General features: G+C 54.0%; 10 protein-coding genes and 1 tRNA gene. 8 read left to right on the top strand and 3 right to left on the bottom strand.

Annotated features, from left to right (window positions below; genetic code table 11):
• Window positions 1-19 precede the first annotated feature (19 nt).
• The 8 genes from HG66A1_RS21865 (at window position 20) to HG66A1_RS21830 (ending at window position 8,018) form a co-directional block, all read left to right on the top strand.
• Window positions 20-763 (top strand): NTP transferase domain-containing protein, encoded by a 744-nt coding sequence (locus HG66A1_RS21865; RefSeq protein WP_145188992.1) that lies wholly within the window; start codon window positions 20-22, stop codon window positions 761-763.
• A gap of 218 nt (window positions 764-981) precedes the next feature.
• On the top strand, window positions 982-1,929 hold the full coding sequence (locus HG66A1_RS21860) for a ribose-phosphate diphosphokinase (protein WP_145042428.1): 948 nt from the start codon (window positions 982-984) through the stop codon (window positions 1,927-1,929).
• A gap of 45 nt (window positions 1,930-1,974) precedes the next feature.
• Window positions 1,975-2,475: a hypothetical protein gene (locus tag HG66A1_RS21855; protein ID WP_145188989.1), complete on the top strand. Its 501-nt coding sequence runs from the start codon at window positions 1,975-1,977 to the stop codon at window positions 2,473-2,475.
• Between the two features lie 38 nt (window positions 2,476-2,513).
• Window positions 2,514-3,428 carry an SDR family oxidoreductase gene (locus HG66A1_RS21850; protein ID WP_145188986.1) on the top strand — a complete coding sequence of 305 codons (915 nt, stop codon included), beginning with the start codon at window positions 2,514-2,516 and terminating at the stop codon, window positions 3,426-3,428.
• Between the two features lie 131 nt (window positions 3,429-3,559).
• Window positions 3,560-4,846 carry a 3-phosphoshikimate 1-carboxyvinyltransferase gene (aroA, locus tag HG66A1_RS21845; RefSeq protein ID WP_145188983.1) on the top strand — a complete coding sequence of 429 codons (1,287 nt, stop codon included), beginning with the start codon at window positions 3,560-3,562 and terminating at the stop codon, window positions 4,844-4,846.
• Window positions 4,828-6,261 (top strand): 16S rRNA (cytosine(967)-C(5))-methyltransferase RsmB, encoded by a 1,434-nt coding sequence (gene rsmB / locus HG66A1_RS21840; protein ID WP_145188981.1) that lies wholly within the window; start codon window positions 4,828-4,830, stop codon window positions 6,259-6,261. The genes aroA and rsmB overlap by 19 nt, the downstream gene beginning before the upstream one ends.
• 217 nt (window positions 6,262-6,478) lie before the next feature.
• Window positions 6,479-7,804 (top strand): DNA-directed RNA polymerase subunit alpha C-terminal domain-containing protein, encoded by a 1,326-nt coding sequence (locus HG66A1_RS21835; RefSeq protein WP_232102002.1) that lies wholly within the window; start codon window positions 6,479-6,481, stop codon window positions 7,802-7,804.
• Window positions 7,805-7,947: 143 nt separating this feature from the next.
• Window positions 7,948-8,018, top strand: a tRNA-Gln gene (locus HG66A1_RS21830).
• Between the two features lie 69 nt (window positions 8,019-8,087).
• Here the strand turns inward: HG66A1_RS21830 and argS are convergent.
• From argS to HG66A1_RS21815, 3 genes are all read right to left on the bottom strand, one after another.
• Window positions 8,088-10,052 carry an arginine--tRNA ligase gene (gene argS, locus HG66A1_RS21825; RefSeq protein ID WP_145188978.1) on the bottom strand — a complete coding sequence of 655 codons (1,965 nt, stop codon included), beginning with the start codon at window positions 10,050-10,052 and terminating at the stop codon, window positions 8,088-8,090.
• Window positions 10,053-10,171: 119 nt separating this feature from the next.
• Complete coding sequence (gene rsfS / locus HG66A1_RS21820; protein ID WP_232106638.1) at window positions 10,172-10,534, bottom strand: ribosome silencing factor; 363 nt, start codon at window positions 10,532-10,534, stop codon at window positions 10,172-10,174.
• 71 nt (window positions 10,535-10,605) lie between these two features.
• On the bottom strand, window positions 10,606-13,218 hold the full coding sequence (locus HG66A1_RS21815) for a sodium-translocating pyrophosphatase (RefSeq protein WP_232102000.1): 2,613 nt from the start codon (window positions 13,216-13,218) through the stop codon (window positions 10,606-10,608).
• Window positions 13,219-13,462: the final 244 nt, after the last annotated feature.

Raw genomic sequence — 13,462 nt, 5'->3', positions numbered from 1 at the left:
ATAGATAAAGGAATTTGAAGTGAGCGCTCCTGCTGCTGTGATCCTGGCCGCTGGTAAAAGTACCCGGATGAAATCTGAACTTCCCAAGGTCCTGCACCCGATTCTGGGGCGTCCCATGATTGATTATGTGCTGGACGCCGCCCGTGCTGCCGGCTGCGAAAAAATTGTAGTCATCGTGGGGCATAAAGCGGAAGAGGTCAAAGCAGCGCTGTCCCACCATCCGGATGTGGAGTTTGCTCTGCAGGCGGACCAGAAAGGAACGGGACATGCCGTGATGATGAGTGCCGATAATCTGGCCGAACATGACGGACCGGTTCTCGTACTCGCGGGGGATACACCACTGTTGAAAGGGAGTTCACTCTCGCGTCTGCTGGAAGTTCAGCAACAGCAGAATGCTGCCTGCGTAGTAGGGACTGCGATCACCGAAGCCAACGAAGGCCTCGGACGGATCGTCCGCGACACGAATGGTAGTTTCCTGCGGATCGTGGAACAGAAAGACGCGACCCCGGAAGAAGCCGCGATTCTTGAAATCAACACGGGCTGTTTTGCATTCGATGGCAGACAGTTATTCAAAGCTCTGAATCAGGTCAGACCGAATAACAATCAGGCCGAATACTATCTGACCGACTGTGCAGAAATTCTGCTCAAGGACGGGGAAACGGTCCTGGCAGAAACCGCTTTCACTATCCAGGAAGCACTGGGCGTCAATACCCAGGAACAGCTGGCCGAGGTCGCAGACATTCTGCAACAGGAAACGGCGTAATAATCGCTCCGGTTTCCATGGAATCCTCAGCCGTTAATGCCAGTAAAAAATGTGCAAAGCAAGGCATTTGGGCAGTTTCGCATGAAATCGAAAGCTCATGCTTGACTTCTTTCTCTGGATAAGCGTGAATAGAGAAACGGACCGGACAGGACTGTCTGGCTCTCGCAGATCTGAATCCCGCTACCCCAGGTATTGCACTACTGCAGGCTTTTTTTTCAATGTATGACCATCTCACACTTCTCAGTGGACGAGCTCATCCCAAACTGGCCGGAGAAATTGCAGAATATCTCGGCATTCGACTGGCCTCAGTCGAATTATCAAATTTCCCGGATGGGGAAATCAGCCTGAAACTCAATCAAAATGTGCGGGGACGCGATGTTTTTATCGTGCAGCCCACTTCTCCGCCGGTCAATGATAACCTGATGGAACTGTTGATCCTGATGGATGCCTGTCGACGTGCGAGTGCAGAGCGTATCACCGCGGTCATTCCTTACTTTGGCTATGCCCGCCAGGACCGGAAAGACTCGGGACGCGTTCCGATTACCTCCAAACTGGTCGCCAACCTGATCAACGAAGCAGGCGCGGATCGCGTCCTGGCGATGGACCTGCATGCGGCCCAGATCCAGGGTTTCTTTGATACCCCCGTGGATCACCTGTATGCAGCTCCGATTCTCGATCGCTATTTCCGCAGCCTGAATATCCCCGATAAAGATCTGGTGGTCGTCAGCCCCGATGAAGGCAGTATCAAGCGGACACTGCAGCACAATAATAATATCGGGGGCACGCTGGCGATTGTGGATAAGCGCCGCAAGAACGCCCTGGAAACACAGCAGGCCAATATTATCGGTGGTCCGATCGAAGGCAAAATCGCCCTGCTGTTTGACGATATGATCTCCACGGCCGGTTCGATTGTGGGAGCCGTGAATGTGGTTAAAGAGCATGGTGCCAAAGAAATTTACGTTGGTGCTTCGCATGCTGTCTTCTGTGGACCGGCAATCAAGTCTCTCAGCGAAGCGCCGATCAAAGAGATTGTAGTGACCAACAGTCTGCCGATTCCCGATCAGGACAAGCTTTCGAATTTACGTACGATTTCGATTGCACCCCTGCTGGGAGAAGCCATTCGCCGAATACATCGCAATGAATCGGTCAGCCACCTGTTCGACTGAGAGACGTCTGGGAGTCACAGTGTCTGAGCGGAATACGAGGTTCTGATGGCGCTTCACGAACAGGACCGCGAAGATCTGATGCGGGAAGCGATCGCCCTCTATCCCCGGGCGGAATTCCAGGTACCTCAGGAATCAGAACCCGTTTTCTGGGGACAGAAACGGAGTGGGCAGTATTCGTTTTACTTCGGCGGCGATCCTGTCTATCAGTTCGATGAACAGGGACATCTGAGGCGCGCCTATCTCGATGGCCACCTCTATCGGACCCAGGGGAACACACTGGCCCGCCTGACTAAGGTGAGAACGGCTGACTCTTCCACACTCGAGCGTTATGATCTGACGCAGGCGGAACTCGAGGATATACTGCATAGAATGGCGGACCGTTTTACCAGGCTGCAGACAGCGATTGAAGACCCGGAGCGGTTTCAGTTAAGCGAGTACCTGACGGATTCAACAGAAGAGGAACTGCGCGAGCAGATTCAGGTACAGATCGCCCTCGTGTTGCAGGGAGCGACTCAACTGGCCCCCCGCATTCGCGGTAAACGTTGAAGCAGGGCACACACCGAATTTCAGAGAAAACAGGATCGATGCAAAAACTGATCATTGGTTGCGGATATGTAGGGCGGGAAGTGGCTCGTCGATGGCTGGAAGCGGGGCACGATGTGGCTGCACTCACGCGCTCGGAAGCAAACGCACAGCAGTTTTCCGATCTGGGAATTCAGCCTGTCTTGGGAGAGATCACAAATCCGGAAACGCTGCAGGGCCTCCCCGAGTCGGAAACCGTGTTGTATGCGGTGGGCTTTGATCGATCCGCGAGCCAGTCTCGACGCGAAGTCTACGTCGAAGGTCTCGCGCATGCCCTGTCAGTAATTAAAGAGCGTACACAGCAGATCATTTATCTCTCCAGTACCAGTGTCTATGGTCAGACGGCGGGGGAGTGGGTCGACGAGACCTCGGCATGCAAACCGGAGCGGGAGAACGGGCAGATCTGTCTGGAGGCAGAACAGTTGTTCGCCCAGCAGAAACTGCTCGGAGAAGCAGCTGTCGAGGGAAACGCGCGGGCTGTAATTCTCAGACTGGCAGGGATTTATGGTCCCGGGAGACTGCTGGCTCGAATGGAACAGATCAAAGCGGGAGAACCTCTGGCGGGCAGACCTGATGCCTGGCTGAATCTGATTCATCTGGATGACATCGTCCAGACAATTCTCCGCTGCGATGGAGACTTGCAGCTCGCTTCACATTATCTGGTGAGTGACAGCCGTCCCGTAACGCGTCAGGAATATTACGAAACCCTGGCTCAACTGCTCGAAGCACCTCAGCCCCGGCTTGCGACGGGAGAAGCGGCGGATGTGAAGTCAAAATCGACCCGCCCTAACAGCACTGAACGTGCTGCTGGTGTTAATAAACGTTGTAATAACAAAAGGTTACGCGAAGAACTGGGAGTGGAGTTGCAGTATCCCAGTATCTGGGAAGGGCTCTCTCAGGCGATTAAAAATACCTGAGACCGAGCAGGATCACAGGTCCCTCACTTTAGCTTTGGCGAGCGAACGTGTATGCTGTGTGGGTGTAGACGGTCTGTCGCAGATCCTGATCCGTCCGTATCAGAAGCCTTTCCTAGTTCATAGTTTATCGCATGTCCGACACTTACCAGGTTCAACCAGTTTCCGGTCCGCTCAACGGGACTGTCAGACCACCCGGTTCCAAGAGCATCACTAATCGCGCGTTAATTGTCGCTGCCCTGGCAGAGGGACAGACTGAACTGACCGGCGTTCTGGACAGTCGCGATACCCAGGTGATGATCGAAAGCCTGAACCGACTGGGAATTAACGTCGATCACGATCCGGAAAATTGCACAGTCGTCGTTCAAGGCTGCGGGGGCCAGATCCCCGCCAGCGAAGCGTCACTCTGGCTGGAAAACAGTGGCACCAGTATCCGTTTTCTGACCGCACTCTGCTCGGTAGGGCAGGGGGAATTTCAGCTGGACGGTAACACACGCATGCGGCAGCGACCAATTCAGGATCTGATTGACGCCCTGGCACAGCTGGGAGTCGATGTTTCCTGTGAATCCGACACTGGTTGTCCGCCGGTCCGGGTAAAAGCCCGAGGATTGTTGGGCGGAGAAACGGCGATTGCCGGTAATGTCTCCAGTCAGTATCTGAGTGCCCTGTTGATGGTGACGCCAGCCGCACTGGGACCCACAACAATTACCATTCAGGGCGAGATGGTTTCGAGACCCTATCTGGATATCACCCTCGGTGTCATGGCGCAATTCGGTGTGACCATCGATCGAGTGCAGAATGATGTCTGGAGAATCCTGCCGCAAACTTATCAGCGACCCGGCGCCTATGATATTGAGCCGGATGCTTCCGCCGCGAGCTACTTTTTTGCAGCAGCTGCGATCACAGGCGGTTCAGTCACCGTGGATGGGCTCAACCAGGATGCCTTGCAGGGTGATATTAACTTCATCCGCGTTCTGGAAGACATGGGCTGTAACATCAAGCGGGACCGTAACAGCATTACGGTCCACGGGAAACCCTTAAAGGGCATTGATGTTGATATGAATGAAATCAGCGATACCGCCCAGACGCTCGCAGCAGTAGCTCTGTTTGCTGAGGGACCGACGTGTATCCGCAACGTAGCTCATATCCGACATAAGGAAACAGACCGTCTGTCTGCCATCGCGACAGAGTTGAAACGGATGGGGATTCAAGTCGAAGAAACGGATGACTCCGTGACCATTCATCCCGGTGATATTCAGCCGGCGGTGATTGAGACCTACGACGACCATCGGATGGCGATGAGCTTTGCCCTGGTGGGATTGAAGGTGCCCGGTATTCAGATTGCAGATCCCGGCTGTACTGCGAAAACTTATCCCCGGTTTTTTGACGACCTGGAACGGTTGTGTGGTCAGACGTCGTGAAGAAAAAAAACGTCTGGGAAGATCAATCAAAGTCCCGTCCGGCGGATGAGCTTGCGCTACCGCAATATTTTCGTTCCGCCCGGCAACTCGCCTTTTTTCTGCTGGAAGCGTATCGCACGGAGGATCAGTTTGTCGCTGATTCCCTGCAACAGTGGAGTCGACGGATCGATCTGTCGCAGCAGGACCGTCGCCTGGCAATGGAAATTAGCATTGGCGTGATCCGCCGCCAGTTGACACTGGATACACTGATTGAAAGCCAGCTCACACGCCCCCGCGAGAAGGTTGAGCCGGCACTCTGGACACTGCTCAGAACCGGCGTCTATCAGCTGGTGATGCTCGATCAGATCCCCGATCATGCTGCTGTTTCAGAAACCGTCGAACTGGCCGGCAAGGTTGGCAGGGAACGCTGGAAGAAGCTGGTGAATGCCATCCTGAGATCAGTGGGCAGACTGCTGACCACAGACGAAGTCACAGAGCCTCAGGCGAATGCAGTCCCGCTCAGCACACAGCGGTTTCGCTGTCTGACAACGGATCTGTTTCCGGATCCGAAAGTCGATCAGGCAGGATATTTTTCGCGGGCATTCAGCTATCCGCAATCCGTGATGACAGACTGGTTGTCGCGATATGACAGCCAGCAGGTTCAATCCATCGCGCAATGGTTCAACCAGCGAAATACCCTCTACCTGCGTACGAATCTGCTGCAGAACAGTCGGGATGAACTCTTGAACGAACTGCGGTCTGCAGGAATCGCAGTCAGCCCGGGAGCAGAGCCGCAATCAATTCGTCTCGAAAATGCAGTTCCGCTTGAGTCACTGGTCGGCTTTGATGCCGGTAAGTTTACCATCCAGGATGAATCGGCGATGGCGGCCGGTAACCTGCTCAGTCCGCAACCGGACGAAACGGTCTGGGATCTGTGTGCAGCCCCGGGAACGAAAACCACACATCTGGCAGAGCTGATGTTCAATCGGGGTACGATCGTCGCCACCGATGTCTCTCCGGACCGGCTGGAAAAAATCGAACAGAATGCATCTCGACTGGGGCTGACCTGCATTCGCACACAGTTGATCAACACCAGGGGGGCTACGCTGCCTGAAGAACAGTTCGATGCCATTCTGGTTGATGCTCCCTGTTCGAATTCAGGTGTGCTGGGGAAACGCCCTGAGGCCCGCTGGCGGCTGGATGAGCACTCTCTCCAGGAACTCCAGAAGATTCAGCAGGACTTACTGCAAACAGCCCTCAGACAGCTTAAGCCGGAAGGCCGGCTCGTGTATTCCACCTGCTCTTTTGACCCGCGGGAGAATGGTGAGTTGTTGAAAACAGTGTTAACCCAATTCCCGGAACGACAGATCGTCCAGGAGAACCTGCACCTGCCAGGAGCACCCAGCGATGGGGGATATCAGGCCCTCGTACGCTGATTTTGCCAGAATTGGTGAACTTGTGTATCTTTTGTGGTGTCAGGAAGAGGTCTGAGGTACATAACTACAGCCGGATAAGGGGCTAAACAGGCCTTGATGGTTGCCGTTTGCCAGGTCAGACTGTAAGATTCGAATTTGTGAAATTTGGCAACAGGTTCTGTGAAAAAGCCCGTTGTACGCTTCCATCTGCGCGCCAGCTGCAATAAAGGAACTTAGTGTGAGTGTCGACGAATTAATTGACGTAAAAGGTGTATTTAACAGCACTGAGAGTGTAGGCTACTCGGATGTCGAGCAATTGAAAAGAATTGTTTGCTCTGATCAGGTTTCAGAGCTCAACAGTGAAGTACAGTCGCTCGTCAAACGCATTGCAGACGGAGAAAGTTCTTCGGCACTGTGTGCCCGGGTCGGCATCGCCCTGCATCTACTGGGTAAGCATCGGCAGGCCGTAATCGAACTGGAAAAAGTCACGGATAACGCAACCGCTGCTTTTTTCCATGCCGTCTCGCTGATCGCTCTCAAACGTTATGACGATGCAGATCAACAGCTGGAAGCTGCTGCCAAGCTGGGTTATGACTCGATCGAATGCTCGCTGCGGCGTGCAGAAACCCGTCGTCTGGTCAGCAAGCTGGATGAAGCAGAATCGCTGCTCTCTTCCATCGCTAAAGATGCCGCTGGTCGTGCTGAGTACTCTTTCCAGATGGGTTGCATTCGGTCCGATCGTGGCGACCTGTATGGCGCAATTGAATACTTCGAACGTGCCGTCGACATGGATCCCCGTCATTCACGGGCCATCTTCCGTCTGGCTGGAGAAAACGCATCACGCGGAAACGACGAAGATGCGATTCGCCTGTATGAGCAGTCTCTCTCCAGCCCGCCGTTCTACCTGGGCGCGATCCTGAATCTGGGTCTGCTCTACGAAGACATGGAAAACTACCCGGCTGCCGCCTTCTGTTTCCGTCGAATTCTGGAAGCGGATCCAACCAACGAAATGGCAGCGATGTACCTCAAGGACATCGAAGCAGCCGACAACATGTACTACGACGAAGAGACCGCCCGCAACGAAGCCCGCATGAAGCAGCTGCTGGATCGTCCAGTCACCGACTTCGAACTCTCAGTCCGCAGCCGCAACTGTCTGCATGCGATGGACATTCACACTCTGGGTGATCTGACACGCGTCAGCGAAAACGATCTGCTGGCCGGTAAGAACTTCGGTCAGACCTCACTGGACGAAATTCGCGAGATGCTGTCTTCCTTCGGTCTGCACATCGGTCAGAACCTGCACGAGGCTCTGGGACAGGATGGCGGCTATGCTGCCCTGCCTCCGGAACTGGCAGACAACCCGGTTACCGAAAAGCCGATCTCCGATCTGGGGCTTTCCGTGCGTTCGCGAAAATGTATGTCGCGTCTCGGTATCGGCACCATTGGTGAGCTGCTGCGTCGCAGCCCGGACGAGCTGCTGGCCAGCCGTAACTTCGGTGTGACCTCGCTGAACGAAATTCGCGAGAAGCTGACCGAGATGAACCTCAAGCTGCGTAACGACTAGTGAAATAAAAAGATCCCGTTTTTCTGAAAGAGAACTCTTGTCAGATTTGCGGAGATCCAATAAACTCCGTTCGCCAGGTTCATTACTGGTCTCCAGCGGTGAACCTGAGTTGGGCTACTGTGTCTGAATTGACAGAAACTCATTACCCGGTAGTGTAATGGTAGCACAACAGATTTTGATTCTGTTAGTCAAGGTTCGAGCCCTTGCCGGGTAATATTCATAAAAAAACGCATTCCATATTGTGGAATGCGTTTTTTTTGTTTCCTGATGCGAGAGCGAAAGATCACATTCGCTCGCAGGTTCTGATCCCCAGGAGTGACAGGCCATTCTGAACGACCCGGGCGGTCAGATCGGAGAGCAGCAGTCGGCTCGTTCTGACAGTCTCATCGTCAGCCTTTAACACGGGGCAGACGTCATAGAAGGTACTGAAGAGGTCAGCCAGTTCGTAGAGGTAGTTGGTCAGGTAGTTGGGCCGTGCTTCCGCGGCGACACTTTCCAGGATCTCAGAGTACCGGTTGATTTTCATCGCCAGGGCGATTTCGGTAGGTTCGATCAGGTTGAGAGACTGCTGATGCGTCCGCAGTTCTTCTCTGTCGATGCCTCCCTTGCGGAAGATGCCATTCACCCGGGCATAAGCGTACTGCATGTAGGTGGCCGTATCACCCTGCTTGGCCAGCATTTTGTCCCAATCGAATCTGTAATCGCTCTCTCTGTTGTGCTTCAGGTCAGCGTATTTAATACCACCAAGTCCTACCACCTCAGCGATTTGTTTGCGTTCTTCTTTGCTCAGCTCTGGTCCGTCATGTTTGTCATCGTCAATTTCCGAAACAATGTTATAGGCTCGCTGAATCGCTTCATTAAGTAGGCTGTCCAGACCAACACTGTCTCCCGCTCTGGTTTTAATTGGACGTCCATCTTCACCTAAGACTGAACCGAAGCTGACATGCTGCAGTTCCAGATCAGTGTAGCCCCAGTCTTTGACGGTGGAAAACAGTAGTTCAAAGTGTTCACTCTGTCGGGAATCAACGACATACAGGATTCGATCAGCATTGAGCTCTTCGGCTCGATACTTGATGGTAGCCAGATCAGTAGTGGCGTAGGTAAAGGCGCCATCCTGTTTCTGTACGATGAACGGTGCCTCTTTACCTTTCATGAAGACACAGATTGCTCCCTGGCTCTCGGTGGCGAGTCCTTTTTGTTTCAAGTCTGCAACGACATCCGCCAGCATGGGCTGGTAAAAACTTTCCCCCAGCGTCATATCGAAGTGAATGTCGAGCCGGTCATAGACTCCCTGAATTAAATCGAGGCACTGCGGGAGAAACTGTTTCCACAGGTCGTTGTTCTCGGCATCACCGGCATGGAGTTTCGCGGTTTCTTCTCGTGCCAGTCGAGCGATATCCGGAAAGGCGGTCGCCTTGCTTTTCAGGTCTTCATTGGCTTCCAGCTGGCTGAGGCTTTCCTGCAGTGAGCTGAGGGCTTTTTGCTTGGTTTCCAATTCGGCTTTGAGTTTTTTAAGCTGTTTCTGTACCTTTTTGTCGGTCTGGTCTGCAGACCCTTCGAGCGTCTGCAGTTTTTCCGTCAGCTGCTCGATTTCCTGTTCCTTCTGCGGAAGAGAGTTTTTGGAAGCGTGGTAATCCGACAGCTGGTTGACCAGCCGATAAAGTCGAGCTAATTCGAAAACCGGCTCTTCCTGGAAAGCGGCTTCGTTCAGAAAATGCTTGTAGCCAAAAATGATCATCCCGAACTGGGTACCCCAGTCTCCGATGTGGTTGTCGCCTACAACATCGTGTCCCAGGAATTTCAGGACCCTGTAGTTGGCATCGCCGATCACAGTGCTTCTCAGGTGACCGACGTGCATCGGTTTGGCAACATTCGGGGCAGAGAAGTCGACGACGACCTTCTGGGGGGCTTCTACAGCCACGACACCTAATCGTTCGTCCTGAACCAGCTGCATTGTCTGTTCCTGGAGCCAGTCCTGCTTGAGCTTGATATTGATAAAACCCGGGCCGGCAATTTCCAGTGGTTCACAGAAATCAGACAGGTCCACCTTTTCGACGATTTGCGCGGCCAGGTCCCGCGGTTTCAGGTCGGGAATTCTGGCTGCCAGTGGCATCGCGAAGTTCGCCTGGTAGTCCCCGAATTTGGGGTCCTGTGAGGCCTTGAGCATGTCGATGACCGAAGAGGGATTGTCGGTCCATTCAGTTAATACAGGTTCAAACCGGCTTCTCAGTTCGGCGAGGATATTCATGTTTCTCGTTCCGCTCGGAGCGGGGGCGCTCCGATTTAATAACATCGATACAAAGGGGGTACGCTCCTGGTACCCAGAATACACGCTGCAGCGTCAGATTGGTAGAAACCGCGAGAGGCTTACTGCGAATCGGCGGGTTTGTGCGACTGCCAGTCCAGCTGGGGGGCATCCCCCCAGAGACGCTCGAGGTCGTACAGCCCGCGGGCATCATCGGTGAAGATGTGCAGCACTACGTCGCCATAGTCACCCAGGATCCAATTGCTGTCCTTGCCTTCGATGTTGCGGCGATTCGCATGATCCTGCTTCATCAGGACCCGGATTTCCTCGGCAATGGCATGGGCCTGCCGCTGGTTGGTCGCGCTGGTGATGATGAAGTAGTCGAACAGCGGGGTGATTTTCGTGACGTCGAGGACCACGATGTCCTGACCTTTAAACTGCTCGCAGACACGGGCGCACAGGCAGGCACGTTCCAGACTCGACATGCTTTCGACGGAATCAGATTGTTGAGAAGGTTCGGTATTGATTTTGGTGACCTTTAGCCTGTTTCAAATACTTAAAATAGCTCTAATGCGTATTGGATGATAAAACCGGCTATGACAACAGAAACCATACTCATCAACTTGATCAGAATATTCAGGCTGGGACCGCTGGTGTCCTTGAACGGGTCACCTACGGTATCACCTACTACTGTGGCTTTGTGCGCATCAGTTCCCTTGCCGCCATGTGCGCCTGCTTCGATGTACTTCTTAGCATTATCCCAGGCACCACCGGCATTAGCCATCATAATGGCAACTGCGAACCCACTCGTCAAGGCTCCCACCAGCAGGCCCACCACGCCGGGGACTCCCAGCAGGACACCCACGACAACCGGGGAGAGCAGGCCCAGCATAGCGGGCAGAATCATTTCACGCTGTGCCGCAGCTGTACTGATTTCGACACAGGCGGCGTAATCCGGTTCGGCTTCGTTCTCCATAATCCCTGCGATTTCACGGAATTGCCGCCGGACTTCGTCCACCATCGCACCCGCGGCGCGGCCGACAGCCTTCATGGTCATCGCACAGAAGACGAAGGCAATCATCACGCCGAAGAAGATCCCGACCAGTACTTTGGGGTTCAGCAGCGAGAAATTATAGAAACGGGAGAAGTCGGGTACGGTCGCTTTTTTGACTTCAACACAGTCGCTACGGAGCAAAAGCTCTGTGATATTCAGACCGTTGATAATCGATCCCACTTCGGCTTCTTCGATTTTGGTTCGCCCGGGCGTAATTTGCGTCTGGTGCAGGGCGGGGAACAGCAGGTAACCCATGTTGTTATGTTTGGGAGCGTTGCCGTCTTTGTCGGGCATACGGATTGCGATACAGTTTTTGCTCAGCTTCAGGGCAGACGCATTCGAAGGATCATCGGTTACCGTTTGCACGATGGCAGAGTTCTCAACCCAGCGTTCAAACCCGATGCGGACTTCTTCCACGTAGGCGGCCAGCAGAGCCAGTGCTGTCAATGCGGCTGAGCCGATCGCGAAGCCTTTTCCGGTAGCAGCTGTCGTATTCCCCAGGCTGTCCAGGGCGTCGGTTCGCTGGCGTACGAATGGTTCCTGACCGCTCATTTCCGCGTTACCGCCGGCATTGTCGGCAATCGGACCATAGGCATCGGTGGCGAGTGTTACCCCTAGTGTGCTCAACATCCCCACAGCGGCGATCGCAACGCCATACAGGCCCATCGCGAATACCTGCGAGTTCTGGAAGTCGAAGCCGGTACACAAGCCAAAGGCGACGATGATAGCGACACCAATCACCAGAATCGGCACCCAGACGCTGTAAAAGCCTTCGGCGATCCCGGCGATAATCACGGTCGCGGGACCGGTTGAAGACTGATCCGCGATGAAACGGGTTGGCTTGAATTCATCACTGGTAGAATATTCGGTCCATTTCCCGATCAGCCAGCCTGCAACCAGACCGGAGACGATCGCGCCGAAGACACCAAACAGTTTGTTCCCCGTCAGCAGTGGAGAATCTTCTGGGATTCCTGCGGACTGCGAAGGGATTACCAGCATGATCCAGACCAGGCCCAGGGAGGCGACAATCACACAGAAGGCGGCAGTGTCGATTCCCTTAGCCAGTGCTTTCAACAGGTTTTTCTGAGAGGCACCTTCCTCTGTTTTTACCATGAAGATTCCGGTGACCGAAAGAAAGATTCCGACTGCGGCCAGACACATGGGCAGCAGCAGGCACATCATCTGCATTTTGGGATAACCGTGATATGCGGCGACACCCAGAGCACCACTGGCCAGGATGGAACCACAGTATGATTCATAGAGGTCTGCCCCCATGCCGGCGACATCGCCTACGTTGTCGCCCACGTTGTCAGCAATCGTAGCCGGGTTGCGCGGGTCATCTTCGGGGATGCCTGCTTCCACTTTACCGACGAGGTCGGCTCCCACGTCCGCGGCTTTGGTAAAGATACCACCACCTACGCGGGCAAACAGTGCCTGGCTTGAGGCTCCCATACCAAAGCAGAGCATGGTAACGGTGATCTCCGCCAGAGGCATCTTGACGATCCAGTGCAGGACACCAAACCAGAGACTGATGTCCAACAGTCCGAGTCCCACAACGACGAGTCCCATCACTGCACCACTGCGGAACGCGACCTGCAGGCCGCTGTTGAGTGATTCTTTCGCCGCATGGGCAGTACGGGCACTGGCCAGTGTGGCGGTTCGCATTCCGAACCAGCCTGCCAGTGCAGAGAAAAAGCCCCCTGTCAAAAAGGCGAAGGGGACCCAGTGTGATTGAGTGTTGAGGCCAAAGGCCATGAAGGCCAGCAGTGCACAGACCACGGCAAAGAACAGGGTCACGACCTTGAACTGCTGGTCCAGGTAAGCACGGGCTCCTTCACGGACGTGCTCGGCGATGGTCTTCATGCGGGCGTCACCTTCGGACTGCGCGACCATCCAGGAGAAAAAGCGATAAGCGGTAAACAGGGCGAAGATCGCACCTGCAATCGCAAGTAGCCAGCTGATGACGACGGATTCAGATGCGGCCACTGGTGGCGAGGCATCTGATGTTTCTGCTGCCAGCAAGGGAGCGGAGCAGAAGAGCGTGCTGATGGTTAGAGTGATGAGTTTGGGAACAGGACGAACGGGCGAGTAGCGAGCGACGGTAGAAAACCTCATCCTTAGAGTTAACCCCATTTAATAAGCCGTTGTAAATCTTGTTGTAAAACCTCAAAACCTCATATGATTCCGGGCAACAGTCAGCACAGGTTTTTCAAAGGATCAAAAAACCTACAAGTAAAACTCCAGCAAAAACTCTATCCGGGGAGTGTATCACGTAAGGTTTTTTTTGCAATAACGATAACTTAACAAAGTTGGTTAAACGCAAAAACTTACGGAGCGCAGCAGCGTGCGCAGACGAGGA

It is taken from the genome of Gimesia chilikensis (genome assembly GCF_007744075.1).
In the GTDB taxonomy this organism is placed as follows: domain Bacteria; phylum Planctomycetota; class Planctomycetia; order Planctomycetales; family Planctomycetaceae; genus Gimesia; species Gimesia chilikensis_A.
Note: the sequence above shows the minus strand (reverse complement) of the source record. Positions and strands in the feature narration are given on the sequence as shown.